This is a genomic window from Rhodanobacter sp. UC4451_H18 (assembly GCF_052978225.1).
Genome location: NZ_CM129663.1, coordinates 714,765 through 728,064, shown reverse-complemented (window position 1 = coordinate 728,064; position 13,300 = coordinate 714,765). Strand labels below are relative to the sequence as shown.

Here is a 13,300-nt window from a genome sequence, read left to right as displayed (position 1 = left end):
CTGCTATCATGCGCGCTTCCCCGGAGCGTGGTGCGGCGAGGACTGAAGGTGCTTGATATCCTGATGGCGGGCGGCTGGGCGATGGTGCCCATCCTGATCTGTTCGGCGGTCGCCCTGGCGATCGTGCTGGAGCGTTGCTGGACGCTGCGCCGCAGCTCGGTGCTGCCGCCCGGGCTGGGCGACGAGGTACGCCAGTGGGCGCGCTCGGGCCAGCTCGATCCCGGTCATCTGGAAGCCCTTGCCAACGGCTCGCCGCTGGGCGAGCTGCTGGCAGCCGCGCTCGCGGTGCGGCGGCAGCCGCGCGAGATCATCAAGGAGCGCATCGAGGACACCGGTCGCCACGTGGTGCACCGGATGGAGCGCTATCTCAACACGCTGGGCACGATCGCCCTGATCGGCCCGCTGCTGGGCCTGTTCGGCACCGTGATCGGCCTGATCCGCATGTTCATGGAGGTGATGGGCGGCGGCATCGGCGATCCCGCGCGGATGGCCGGCGGCATCGGCGAGGCGCTGATCTGCACCGCGTCCGGCCTGACCGTGGCGATCCCCGCCTACGTGCTGCACCGCTACTTCCGCTCGCGCGTGGCCGGTTACTGCGTGCTGATGGAAAAGCAGGCCACAGCCTTGCTGGACGATCTCACCCTGACCGCGCCGGCACCCGTCGCGCGTGCGCGTCGCGCGCCGGCACCCGCCGCGCCGAGCGCGAGCTGAGGCACCGTCGATGCGCATCGGCAACGACCGCCGCGGAGACGATTTCGAGATCAACGTGATCCCGTTGATCGACGTGCTGCTGACCCTGCTGATGTTCTTCGTGCTCACCAGCACCTTCGTGCAGCATTCGCGGCTGAAGGTGACGCTGCCGCAGGCGAGCGTGCAGGAGCGCGACATGAACGCGCCGGCGCTGACCATCATGATCGACCGCGACGGCCGCTTCTTCGTCGGCAGCGACGAGGTGATGGGCGAGGGCATCGAGGCGCTCAAGCAGAGCCTCGCGCGCCATGCCGGCGACAGCCGCGACCAGGCGGTGACGATTCGTGCCGATGCCATGACGCCGAACCAGAACGTGGTGACCGCGATGGATGCACTGGGCCAGCTCGGCTTCACCCGCCTGTCGATCGCCACGACGCCGAGCAAACCGGGCGCCGCGCAATGAACGCGGACCAGGCGACCGCGGCAGACGCGGGCAGCTGGCCGACCTACAAACGCCTGCTCGGCTACACGCGACGCTACTGGGCGATCGGCCTGGTGGCCTTCGTCGGCATGCTGGCCGACGGCGGCGGGTTGGCGCTGTTCACCGGGCTGATCAAGCCGATGATCGACAACCTGTTCGCGCAGAAAGACCCGTACCTGATCTTCTGGATGCCGATCTGGATCATCGCGATCTTTCTGGTGCGCTCGCTGGGCACCTTCGTCAGCGATTACGGCATCTCCTACATCGGCCGGCACGTGGTGCAGGCGCTGCAGCTGGAGGTGTTCGCCGCGTACCTGAAGCTGCCGGCGCCGTATTTCGGCAGCGAGCCGTCGGGCCAGCAGATCTCACGCATCACCTACACCAGCGAACAGGTCGCCGCGGCGTCCAGCAGTGCGGCGAAGATCGCCATCACCGACGGCTTCACCGTGATCGCGATGCTGTTCGTGATGCTCTATTACAGCCCCTACCTGACGCTTTCGCTGCTGGTGATGGTGCCGGCGATCGCGCTGGTGGCCACGGTGGTGGCGCGCCGCTACCGGCAGATCAGCCGGCGCATCCAGGGCAGCATGGGTTCGGTCACGGGCACGGTGGAGGAATCCGTGGGCGCGCATCGCGAGGTGCGCGTGTACGGCGGCCAGGCGCATGAGGCCGAGCGTTTCGACCAGATCACCCGGCATACGCGGCGGCTCAACCTGAAGATCGCCGCCACCAACGCGGCGTCGAGCTCCACCGTGCAACTGGTGGCGGCCAGTGCGCTGGCGGCACTGGTGTTTCTCGGCACGCGGCCGCAGGTATTGGTCAACATGACGCCCGGCGTGTTCTTCGCCGTGCTCACCGCGATGGGCACCATGCTGCCGTCACTGAAGCGCCTCACCAACGTGCAGGCGAACATCCAGCGCGGACTGTCGGCGGCCGAGGACATCTTCGACGTGATCGACCTGCCGCCGGAGCGCGATGCCGGCACGCTGGAGCTCGAGCGCAGCCGCGGCGAGCTGCATTTCGTCGACGTCGGCCTGACGTATCCGCGCAGCCATGTTCCCGCCCTGCAGGAAGTCAATCTCGATTGCGCGCCCGGCACGGTCACCGCCCTGGTCGGACGCTCGGGCAGCGGCAAGAGCAGCCTGGTCAGCCTGCTGCCGCGCTTCAACGTGCCCGGCGCCGGGCGCATCGTGCTCGATGGCGAGGATTGCCGCAGCTACACGCTGGCTTCGCTGCGCAGGCAGATTGCCTGGGTCGGCCAGAGCGTGGTGCTGTTCAACGACACCGTGGCCAACAACATCGCCTACGGCGAACTGGCCGGCGCCAGCGAGGCGGAGATCGTCGCCGCGGCCGAGGCGGCCAATGCGATGGAGTTCATCTCGCGCATGCCGCTCGGCATCCACACGCCGATCGGGCAGAGCGGCAACCTGCTCTCCGGCGGCCAGCGCCAGCGCATCGCGATCGCCCGGGCGATCCTCAAGAACGCGCCGATCCTGGTGCTGGACGAGGCCACCAGCGCACTGGATACCGAGTCCGAACGGCTGATCCAGCAGGCGCTGACACGGCTGATGAAGGATCGCACCACGCTGGTGATCGCCCATCGCCTGTCCACCGTGGAAGGCGCCGACCAGATCGCGGTGATGGATCAGGGCCGCATCGTCGAGCGCGGCACCCACGCCGAACTGCTCGCGCTGAACGGGCAGTATGCCGCGCTGCACCGCATGCAGTTCCACGACGCCGCGGCCGTAACGGCCGGCGGCTGAGACGCCCGTCATGGCGCTGCCCGACACGCTCGCATCGGCCTGGTACGGCGGCGGTCGCGCGCCGTGGTGGACGTGGCCGCTGGCTGCACTCTACGGCGGCGTGATCCGGCTTCGTCGCGCGTTGTACCGCATCGGCTGGCTGCGCCGCGAGCGCCTGCCGGTGCCGGTGGTGGTCATCGGCAACCTCACCGCCGGCGGCACCGGCAAGACGCCGCTGACGATCGCGGTGGCCGCCAGCCTGCGCGAGCACGGGTTCCGGCCCGGCGTCGTGAGTCGCGGCCACGGCGGCACGCAACGCGAGCCGCTGCTGCTCGGCGGCTCGCCGGACCCGCGACAGGTCGGCGACGAACCCTGTCTGATCCGCGCCAGCGGCGTGCCGGTCGCGGTCGGGCGCGATCGTCCCGCGGCGGCAAGGCTGCTGCTCGACGCCGGCTGCGACGTGGTGGTGGCCGATGACGGCCTGCAGCATTACGCGCTGGCGCGCGACGTGGAGATCTGCGTGATCGACGGCGTCCGTCGCTTCGGCAACGGCAAGCTGCTGCCGCTCGGCCCGCTGCGCGAGCCGCTGGGCCGGCTGCGCAGCGTGGACCTGCGCGTATGCAACGGCGGCACCGCCGAGGCCGGCGAATATCCGATGAGGTTGTGCGGCGACGAGGCGGTGGCGCTGGAAGGCGGCGAGCGTCGCCCGCTGGCCAGCTTCGCCACCGGGCCGGCACATGCGGTGGCGGCCATCGGCAACCCGCAGCGATTCTTCGAAAGCCTGCGCGCCGCCGGCATCGAGGTGATCGGGCACGCCTTTGCCGACCACCATGCGTTCAGCGCGGACGAGCTGGATTTCGCGGACGGCCTGCCGCTGTTGATGACCGACAAGGATGCGGTCAAGTGCCGGTCGTTCGCACGGCCGCACTGGTGGCGCGTGCCGGTGCGGGCGGAATTGCCGCCGGCCTTCCATGCCGCCTTGCGCGAACGCCTCGCGCGGTGGTGATCCGAAGAGTCCTGGCGCGGCGACTCCCTACGGCTGGGTGCCCGCCGCGCGCTGCGCAGGCTTGCGCCGCGATACTGCCTCGCCGGCCACGTAGACCCGCCGCGCCAGGTTGCCGCCGATCCAGTAGCACAGTTCCGCCGGCTGGCGCGCATTCCAGATCACCACGTCGGCGCGCTGGCCAGCCGCCAGCGTGCCGCGATCGGACAGACCCAGCGCGCGCGCGGCGTTGACGGTCACGCCGCGCAGCGCTTCTTCCGGGGTCAGCCGGAACAGCGTGCAGGCCATGCCCGCCGCCATGCGCAGCGACAGCAGCGGCGAGGTGCCGGGGTTGCAATCGGTGGCCACCGCCAGCGGCACGCGTTGTTCGCGCAGCAGGTCGATCGGCGGCAAGCGGGTTTCGCGCAACGCATAGAACGCCCCCGGCAGCAGCACCGCGACGGTGCCCGCGGCGGCCATGGCGCGCACGCCTGCCTCGCCCAGATGCTCCAGGTGATCGGCCGACAGCCCGCCGAACTCGGCCACCAGGGCGGCGCCGTGCTGGTCGGACAACTGCTCGGCGTGCAGCTTCACCGGCAAGTCGAGTTCGCGTGCCCGCTCGAACAGACGACGAACTTCCGCGACGCTGAAGCCGATGCTCTCGCAGAAGCCGTCGACCGCATCGACCAGGCCTTCGCGCGCCAGCGCCGGCAGCATCTCGTCGCAGACCAGCGCCAGGTAGTCGGCCCGGCGATCCTTGAACTCCGCCGGCAGCGCGTGCAGGCCAAGGAAACTGGTGCGTACGCTGATGCCCAGCTCGCGGCCGAGCCGGCGCGCCACGCGCAGCATGCGGCGTTCGCTGTCCAGTTCCAGGCCGTAGCCGGATTTGATCTCCAGCGTGGTCACGCCGTCGGTCAGCAGCGCGCGGGCGCGCGGCAGCGCCTGCGCGTAGAGAAACTCTTCGCTGGCCGCACGGGTGGCCTTGACGGTGGAGGCGATGCCGCCGCCGGCGCGGGCGATCTCCTCGTAGCTGGCGCCATTCAGGCGCAGGTCGAACTCGTCGGCGCGCTCGCCGCCGAACACCAGATGGGTGTGGCAATCGATCAGCCCGGGGGTGACCAGGGCGCCGTCCAGCGATTCCACTTCGTCGGCCAGCGCCACCGGCGCGTCCGGCAGTTCGTTCATCCGCCCCAGCCAGGCAATGCGCCCGTGCTGCATGGCGATGGCCGCGTGCTCGACCAGGCCATACGGCGTTTCGCCGGCGAACGTCGCCAGGGTGGCGTTCAACAGCAGGCGGTCCCAGCGTGGTTGGGTCATCGGTATCGCTCCGTCATGGTTTGCCGGGATGCTGCGGTTGGCCGGACTCGGCGGAGTCGGGGTAAGCCGTGGTCTCGGCGGCTGCGGGCAACGGTCTGGCGGGCTGGTGGTGGGCCCGCTCGGCCTGCTGCTGTCGCTCGGCGTCGCGCACCATGCGTTCGGCGAAGTCCCGATATACCGGGGTCGGGCAGAACAGCGATGCGGCCGCGCGAGCAAGCAGACAGGCTGCCATGATCGGAATCACCATGTCCTGGTTGTCGGTCAGCTCCATCGCGATCACCGCCGAGGTCAGCGGCGAACCGGTGACACCGGCGAGGTAGGCGCTCATGCCCAGCAGCACCACCGCACCGGCGGGCGCGCCCGGCAGCAGATGCGCGATGTTCTGGCCCAGGCCGGCGCCTACCGCCAGCGCCGGCGAAAAGATGCCACCGGGGATGCCGGCCCAGTACGAGACCACATTGGCCAGCAGCTTGGCGATGCCGAAGTCCTGGCCCGGCATGGCGGCCGTGCCCTGCACGATCGCGCGGGCCTGGTCGTAGCCGGTGCCGTAGATGCTGTTGTGCGTACACACGCCGAGCACCGCCAGTGCCAGGCCGCAGCCGGCGGCGAACAACACCGGCCAGCGCGCACGAAGGCGACCGACCTGCGCCAGCGGGCCGCGTCGACTGAGAAGGATCAGGCGCGCAAACAGGCCGCCGAGCAGGCCGCAACCGACCCCGGTCAACAGCACGGCCAACCAGGCGCTGCCCAGCGGCAGGCTCGCGTCCACTTCGCCGAAGTATGAGTAGTTGCCCATGACGCCCAGCGACACCACGCCGCCGATGATCACCGCGGTCAGCAGCAGGCCGCTGAAGCGGTGCTCGAACGTCCCGGCCAGCTCCTCGATTGCGAATACCACGCCGGCCAACGGCGTGTTGAACGCCGCCGCGATGCCGGCTGCGCCGCCGGCGAGGATGAAGCGCGATGCAGCCTTGGGATCGCTGAAGCCGAAACGCCTGCCGATGGAGTAGAACAGCGCTGCGCCGACATGCACGGTCGGGCCTTCGCGCCCGATCGAGGCGCCCACCGCCAGCGACGCCAGGGTCAGCACCATCTTGCCGGCGGCGACCGGCAGCGACAGCATGCGCGTGCGAAAGCCGCCGTCCTCGATGTGCAGCGAGGCGATCACCTGCGGAATGCCGCTGCCGCGGGTCGCGCGCAGGCGCCCCTCCGTTGCCTGAGCGAGCAGCCCGAACACCAGCGGAGTGAGGATGAGCGGTATCCAGATGCCGTGATCCAGGATGCGCAGGAACAACTGGTAGGACCAGACGCTGGCCTTGGCGAACAGGATCGCGGCCAGCGCCACCAGCACGGCGCCCGCCCACAACACCAACCGGCGTTTCCAGTGGTGCGGCGCAAAGAACTCATGCCCGAGCAGCGCCTGCAGGCGGGGATTGGAGGATGCTGGAGCGGACTTGGGCGGTTCTGGCATGGCGCGATTATCGCAGACGGCCGCGGCAGGATTGATGCCGCCAGCCCTGGCCGTCCGATACCGGTGCCAACGCTGTCGCACCGCGAGTCGCCATCAGCGTGGCCGCCAGCGGGTTTCGTAGAGATCGAAACGGCGGTCCTTGAGGTTGGTCACCGCGCCGGCGTTGCGCGCGCGGGCCAGGGTTGCCAGGTGCAGGTCGGCGAACAGCACGGTCTCGATGTTCGGCGTGGAGTCGGCGGCGATGCCGTCGCGGGCGAAGCCGAAGTCGCTGGGCGTGAGGATGCAGCTTTGTCCGTACTGGATGTCGAAGTTGTTGACCCCGGGCAGGTTGCCCACGTTGCCGGACAGCACCACGTAGCACTGGTTCTCGATCGCCCGCGCCTGCGCGCAGTAGCGCACGCGCAGGTAGCCCTCGCGCACGTCGGTGCAGAACGGCACGAACAGGATCAGCGCACCCTGGTCGACGAGGTGGCGCGCCACCTCGGGAAACTCCGAGTCGTAGCAGATCATCACCCCGATCGGGCCGCAGTCGGTGAGCACGGTGGCCGCGCTGTCGCCGCCGGCGATGTTCCACACGTTGCGCTCGCTGGGCGTGGGGTGCAGCTTCTCGCGCTCGTGCAGCGAGCCGTCGCGCAGGCACACGTAGCAGACGTTGTGGATGTCGCCGTTGGCCTGCTCGGTGGGATGCGTGCCGGCGATGATGTTGATGTTGTAATGGACGGCCAGACGGCTGAACAGCTCCTTCACCTGCGGCGTGTAGTGGCTGAGCTTGCGGATCGAATCCACCGGCGACAGCTCGGTGTTCTCGATCGACAGCAACTGCAGCGTGATCAGTTCGGGGAAGGTGACGAAGTCGGCGTTGTAGTCGGCGGCGATGTCGGTGAAATACTCGACCTAGGTGGCGAACTCCTCGAACGAGGCGATGCGCCGCTGCTGGTACTGCACTGACGCCACCCGCACCGCGTCGGGCAGGCGCTGCGGCGAGGGGATCGAGGGCGTGTCGGGCTGGTCGAGCAGTTGCGGGTTGCGCCAGACCAGGTGCACGGCGTAGCCCAGCGACTCGTGGTCGGAGGGCACGTAGCCGCGCAGCAGGCCGATCACCTCGAAATCGTTGGACAGCTGGAAGCTCAGCGTGAGGTCGCGCCGCCGGCCTTCGGTCACCGCCTGCACGTAGGACTCGGCACTGCCGTAGCGCGCGATGTTCTTCGCCAGCCCCGGAATGCGCCCGCCGAACACGATGCCGCGCAGCTTGAGATTCATGCACAACCGCTTGCGCGCGCGATACAGCCGCTGGCCGATGCGCATGCCGCGGTAGTCGGGGTGCACCACGACTTCCAGGCCGTACAGCCAGTTGCCGTCCGGCTTGTGGCGCGAGGCCATGCCGCCGCCGGTGATCTCCATCCAGGTGTGCGGCGCCAACGCGGTGGCTTCGTCGATGCGGAAGGTGGCGCAGTAGCCGACGATGCGATCGTCGTACTCGACCACGAACTGGCCTTCCGGGAAGTGCGTCTGCTGTGAGCGCAGCATCTCGGCCGAATGGCCCCATTCCGGGCCGTAGACCCGCCCGGTGAGTTCCACCAATTGCGGCACGTCGACCGGCCGCGCCTGGCGCAACAACAACCGCGGGGTGTTTTCACTGGATTTGCCTGCCATGCGGGCCATTATGCATGGGCGTGTCGAGGCTCGGGTGAAGGCGCGGCAGAGGCACGGTTACACTGGCGACCATCGCAACGGAGACCATCGATGAACGAAACCAGCCGCAGCACCAGCTACCGGGCCGGACGGTTGTGGCGAGACGGCGAATGGCAGCGCGATGCCAGCTTCGCGGTGGACGCCGGTGGTGCGCTGGTCGACGCGAGCGACGGCATCGAGACGATCGGCCAGTGGGTGTTGCCCGGCATGCCGAACCTCCATTCCCATGCGTTCCAGCGCGCGATGGCGGGCCTGGCCGAACGCCGGGGAAGGGCGGACGACAGCTTCTGGAGCTGGCGCGAGGCGATGTACGGCTTTGCCGCGGTGATCGACCCGGAGTCGCTGCAGGCGATCGCCGCGCAGCTCTACGTCGAGATGCTCAAGGCCGGCTACACCCGCGTGTGCGAATTCCACTACCTGCACCACCGGCCCGACGGCACGCCGTACGCGCAGGCCGAGGCCATGTCGCTGGCGCTGGTCGAGGCCGCGCGCGAGGCCAGCATCGGCCTGACCCTGCTGCCGGTGCTGTACATGAGCGGCGGTTTCGACGGCCGCGCGCTGGGCGAACGGCAGCGGCGCTTCGGCCACGACGTGGATGGCTACCTGCGCCTGCTCGACACGCTGCAGGCGCACGCCGATCACGACCTGCGCATCGGCACCGCGCTGCATTCGCTGCGCGCCGTGCCGGAGGCGGCGTTGCGCGAAGTGCTCGCCGACTCGCGGGTGCGTCGCGGGCCGATCCACATCCACATCGCCGAGCAGATCGGCGAGGTGCAGGATTGCCTGGCCATCCGCGGCGCCCGCCCGGTCGAGTGGCTGTTCGACCACGCCGAGGTCGATGCCCGCTGGTGCCTGGTACACGCCACGCACCTGACCGAGGCGGAGACCGCACGGATCGCCGCCAGCGGCGCGGTGGCCGGGTTGTGTCCGACCACCGAGGCGAATCTCGGCGACGGCCTGTTTCCGCTGGCGGCCTACCTCGATGCCGGGGGCACGTTCGGCATCGGCTCGGATTCGCACATTTCCATTTCGCCGGTGGAAGAACTGCGCTGGCTCGAATACGGCCAGCGACTGCTCACCCGTCGCCGCAACATCGCCGCCCGCCAGCCCGGGGCCAGCGTGGGCGAGACGCTGTGGCGCGGCGCTCTGGCCGGCGGCGCGCGCGCCAGCGGCCTGCCGGGCGGCGAGTTGCATGCCGGCGCGCCCGCCGACCTGATCGTGCTGGACGAAAACTCGCCGCTGCTCGCCGCGCGCGATGAGACCTCCGTGCTCGACAGCTGGCTGTTCGCCGGCAACACGCCGCTGGTGCGCGACGTGATGCGGGCCGGTCGCTGGGTGGTGCGCGATTTCCGCCACCATGACGAGGAACGCATTGCAGCGCGGTATCGCACCGCCGTGCAGCGGATCGCCGCCGGCTGAGTCGACGGCGGCCGGCTGAACGGTTGCCATCGTGCGCCACACCCTTGTCATCGCCCGCGCGCGAATGCCGTTGATGGGGGCACTTCCCTCATCTGGAGCGTGCCATGCGTCGATTCCTGCATCGTGTTTCCGCCGCCGCCCTGCTGTTGCTGTTTGGCGCGACGCTGGCCGGCTGCGTGGTGGTGCCCGCGCGCGGGCGCGCGTGGGTGCCGGGCCACTGGGCGGCACCGCATGTCTGGGTGGGCGGGCACTGGCGTTATCGCTGAGCGTGCCAGCCGGCGGCGTGACCATCGGCAGGGGTGACGGCGCTGGCGCGGGAGTATGTTGCCCGCTCGCATGCGGCATGCCGCCGCAGTCGGGAACGCGCATGAATCAGGCACGCCGCTCGGCGGGCGCCGCCATCCTGCGGGGTGGCCTGGTGGCCGGTACCATCGACATCGGCGCGGCGTCGCTGATCAACATGGTCGACCCGCTGATCATCCTGCGCGCGATCGCCAGCGGCCTGCTCGGCCGTGCGGCGTTCGCCGGCGGGTTGCCGGTGTCGCTGCTGGGCCTGGTGCTGCAATGGGCGATGTCATTGCTGATCGCGGCGATCTTCGTGCTGGCCGCGCAGCGCCTGGCGTGGATGGGCCGCCGCTGGATCACTGCGGGACTTGCCTACGGCGTGGTGGTCTTCGTGGTGATGGAGTTCGTGGTGGTGCCGCTGTCGGCCGCGAAGAATCCGCACTTCACGGTGCTGTCGCTGCTGGAGAACGTGCTGGCAATGCTGCTGTACGGCCTGATCATCGCGTTCTTCGCGCGGCGGGTGCGCCAGGCTATCCGACCCTTCCGGTTCGTGCCGCAGCGCAGGCAGTGATGACGACAGCCCCCAAGCCTGCGGCAGCACTTCCGTCCACGGATGCCGCCGCGCGCTACATCCATCACGGCACGCCAGACTTCCGCCGCACCAATCTCGCCCTGTTCGCCGCCGGCTTCGCCACGTTCGGCCTGCTGTACTGCGTGCAGCCGCTGATGCCGGAGTTCAGCCGCCACTACGGGGTGAGCGAGGCGGGCGCGGCGCTGTCCTTGTCGCTGACCACCGGGGTGCTGGCGTTCGCGATGCTGTTTGCCGGCGCGCTGTCGGACGCGTGGGGACGCAAGTCGCTGATGGTCGCTTCGCTGCTCAGCTCGGCGGTGCTGGTGCTGGTGACTGCGATGATGCCGGACTGGTACGCATTGCTGGTGGTGCGCACGCTGCTGGGGCTGACCCTGAGCGGGCTGCCCGCGGTGGCGATGACCTACCTCAGCGAGGAGATGCACGTCGAGTCGATCGGGCTGGGCATGGGCCTGTACATCAGCGGCAGTGCCGTGGGCGGCATGGGCGGGCGGCTGATCACCGGCGTGCTGGCGGACTTCTTCGGCTGGCGCATCGGGGTGGCCGTGGTCGCGCTGATCGGCATCGTGGCCGCGCTGGTCTTCTGGCGCATGCTGCCTGCCTCGCGGCATTTCACGGCGCAGCCGCTGCGCTGGCGCACGGTCGCGGGTCGCTTCAACGGCATCTTCCACGACCGCGGCCTGCCGTGGCTGTTCATCGAGGGCTTCCTGCTGCTGGGCGCGTTCGTCACGGTCTACAACTACCTCGGCTACCGCCTGCTGGCGCCGCCGTACAACCTCAGCCAGGCGGTGGTGGGCCTGATCTTCGGCATCTATCTGGTGGGCACCTTCAGCTCGGCGTGGATGGGCCACCTGGCCGGCAAGCTGGGCCGGCGCAAGGTGCTGTGGACGGCGCTCGCGCTGATGCTGGCCGGAGTGGCGCTGACCGTGGCGCAACCGCTGTGGCTGGTGATGGCCGGCCTCGTGGCGGTGACGTTCGGTTTCTTCGGCGGCCACTCGATCGTCAGCAGCTGGGTCGGCCGCCGCGCCGGCGCGGCGAAGGCGCAGGCCGCGTCGGTGTACCTGTTCTGCTATTACATGGGCTCCAGCATCGCCGGCGCCAGCGGCGGCCTGTTCTACGCCGCGCACGGCTGGGCCGGGGTGGCGCTGTTCGTCGGCGTGCTGGTGCTGCTCGGACTGCTGGTCGCGCTGTGGCTGTTCCGGCTGCCGCCGCTGGTCAATGTGGCGACCGCGCCGACGCCGATGAGCAAGGGCGCGATGGGGTAGGCGGGCGGTGCCCACCCCAGGGGTGCAGTGCGTCGCTGCCGGCGCTTTCGCTCTACCGAATCCCCTTCACAAGCATCCCCTTCACCGCGTCGTAATCGCCGTCGTTCGCGGCGGCGGGCAGTCGGAGCAGGTGGGTCATCAGCGGATAGACGTCCACATTCGGGAAGGCGGGGATCTTCGCGCCGACGCGAAACGCCGGGCCGTGCGCGATGAAGATCGCCTGCATGGCAGGCTCGGCGTTGTCGTAGCCGTGGTTGCCCAGGCTGGGCGGGTCCTTCTTCGCGGCCAGCTTGGCGCGGCTGGCGATGCGCCAGTGCACGTTGGCCAGGCAGATCAGCTGCGGCACCCGCGGATTGCTTCCGTAGTCGAAGCGCGCCGGTATGCGGCGCTTGTCCCAGCAGCGCATGTGTCGTTGCGGCCGTTCCAGCTTGCGTTCGATCGCCGCGAACCGGGCGCGGTCTTCCGCGCTGTCGGAGCGCGGATTGAAGCCGGCGACGATGCCCTCGCTCACCAGTTGCACCTGGTCCAGCGGCAGCAGGTCGTCCAGCAGCACGGTGTTGCCGGCGGGCACCGCGGCCATGCCGTGGTCGGACAGCACGATCAGGTTGATCCGCTGGAACAGCCCGCGCTGCTTCAGGCCCTGCAGCAGTCGGCCCAGCGCGGCATCCGTGGCGCGCAGCGCGGCGTCGACCTGCGGCGAGTCCGGGCCGTGCTCGTGGCCGGCGTGATCGACGGCATCGAAATACAAGGTGAGAAAGCGAGGCCGCAAGGCGGGCGGCAAGTCGAGCCAGGCCAGCACCTGGTCGACCCGCGCATCGGCGCCGACGCTGTCGTCGAACGGGTGCCAGTAGTCGGGATGGCGGCCGTGGATCCCCGCTTCCGAACCCGGCCAGAACATCGTCGCGGTGCGCATGCCGTGTTCGTCGGCGGTCACCCAGATCGGCGTGGCCTCGTCCCACCAGCGGCCGTCACTGACCGCCTTGCGGTTGCCCAGCGAGAACTTGCCCAGCTGCGGGTCGAACATGGTGTTGTCGACGACGCCGTGATGGTCCGGGCGCAGTCCGGTGACCAGGGTGTAGTGGTTCGGAAACGTCAGCGAGGGAAACGAGGGTTGCATCGAGGCAGCCTGCACGCCGTGCCTGGCCAGCTTCTCCAGGTTGGGGCTGAGGCCGCGATCGATGTAGTCGTGGCGATAGCCGTCGATCGAGATCAGCAGCAACGGTGAGGGTTCGCTTGTCGCGGCGCGGACGAGCGCGCGATCGGTGCCGGAAAGATGCGCGCAACCGGCGCACGCGGCGATGGCTGCGCAAAGCAGCAGGCGGAACACTGTATTCATGCGGGTCGTTGCACACTCTGGCCAAACCAAC

The 13,300-nt window shown here is 69.5% G+C and carries 11 protein-coding genes and 1 pseudogene; 8 read left to right on the top strand and 4 right to left on the bottom strand.

Going from position 1 to position 13,300, the window contains the following annotated elements; translation table 11 throughout:
- Positions 1 to 63 precede the first annotated feature (63 nt).
- From ACVCMG_RS03575 to lpxK, 4 genes are read left to right on the top strand one after another with little or no spacing between them, the layout of a single operon-like run.
- On the top strand, positions 64 to 711 hold the full coding sequence (locus ACVCMG_RS03575) for a MotA/TolQ/ExbB proton channel family protein (protein ID WP_395121376.1): 648 nt from the start codon (positions 64 to 66) through the stop codon (positions 709 to 711).
- Between the two features lie 10 nt (positions 712 to 721).
- A complete protein-coding gene (locus ACVCMG_RS03570; protein WP_395117974.1) occupies positions 722 to 1,153 on the top strand; it encodes an ExbD/TolR family protein in 432 nt (143 codons plus the stop codon).
- A complete protein-coding gene (msbA, locus tag ACVCMG_RS03565) occupies positions 1,150 to 2,934 on the top strand; it encodes a lipid A export permease/ATP-binding protein MsbA (protein WP_395117976.1) in 1,785 nt (594 codons plus the stop codon). Before ACVCMG_RS03570 ends, msbA begins: the two co-directional genes overlap by 4 nt.
- Before the next feature lie 10 nt (positions 2,935 to 2,944).
- A complete protein-coding gene (gene lpxK, locus ACVCMG_RS03560; RefSeq protein WP_447114890.1) occupies positions 2,945 to 3,919 on the top strand; it encodes a tetraacyldisaccharide 4'-kinase in 975 nt (324 codons plus the stop codon).
- A gap of 27 nt (positions 3,920 to 3,946) precedes the next feature.
- Here the strand turns inward: lpxK and hutI are convergent, their stop codons facing one another.
- The 3 genes and pseudogenes from hutI to ACVCMG_RS03545 form a co-directional block, all read right to left on the bottom strand.
- The gene (hutI, locus tag ACVCMG_RS03555) at positions 3,947 to 5,212 is read right to left on the bottom strand and encodes an imidazolonepropionase (RefSeq protein WP_447114889.1); all 1,266 of its coding nucleotides are present in this window, start codon (positions 5,210 to 5,212) and stop codon (positions 3,947 to 3,949) included.
- 13 nt (positions 5,213 to 5,225) lie between these two features.
- A complete protein-coding gene (locus tag ACVCMG_RS03550; RefSeq protein ID WP_395117982.1) occupies positions 5,226 to 6,683 on the bottom strand; it encodes a chloride channel protein in 1,458 nt (485 codons plus the stop codon).
- A 93-nt stretch (positions 6,684 to 6,776) separates the two neighbouring features.
- Positions 6,777 to 8,336: pseudogene (locus ACVCMG_RS03545) on the bottom strand (GNAT family N-acetyltransferase).
- 90 nt (positions 8,337 to 8,426) lie between these two features.
- On the opposite strand from ACVCMG_RS03545, the gene ACVCMG_RS03540 reads away from it, so the two are divergent.
- From ACVCMG_RS03540 to ACVCMG_RS03525, 4 genes are all read left to right on the top strand, one after another.
- Entirely contained in the window at positions 8,427 to 9,794 is a 1,368-nt protein-coding gene (locus tag ACVCMG_RS03540) for a formimidoylglutamate deiminase (RefSeq protein WP_447114888.1), read from the top strand.
- A 104-nt stretch (positions 9,795 to 9,898) separates the two neighbouring features.
- A complete protein-coding gene (locus ACVCMG_RS03535) occupies positions 9,899 to 10,060 on the top strand; it encodes a hypothetical protein (RefSeq protein WP_447099109.1) in 162 nt (53 codons plus the stop codon).
- Between the two features lie 101 nt (positions 10,061 to 10,161).
- A complete protein-coding gene (locus tag ACVCMG_RS03530; RefSeq protein ID WP_447114887.1) occupies positions 10,162 to 10,650 on the top strand; it encodes a hypothetical protein in 489 nt (162 codons plus the stop codon).
- Positions 10,650 to 11,933: an MFS transporter gene (locus ACVCMG_RS03525; protein WP_447114886.1), complete on the top strand. Its 1,284-nt coding sequence runs from the start codon at positions 10,650 to 10,652 to the stop codon at positions 11,931 to 11,933. The genes ACVCMG_RS03530 and ACVCMG_RS03525 overlap by 1 nt, the downstream gene beginning before the upstream one ends.
- A 52-nt stretch (positions 11,934 to 11,985) precedes the next feature.
- Here ACVCMG_RS03525 and ACVCMG_RS03520 read toward each other — a convergent pair whose 3' ends face one another.
- Complete coding sequence (locus ACVCMG_RS03520) at positions 11,986 to 13,269, bottom strand: alkaline phosphatase family protein (protein WP_447114885.1); 1,284 nt, start codon at positions 13,267 to 13,269, stop codon at positions 11,986 to 11,988.
- Positions 13,270 to 13,300 lie beyond the last annotated feature (31 nt).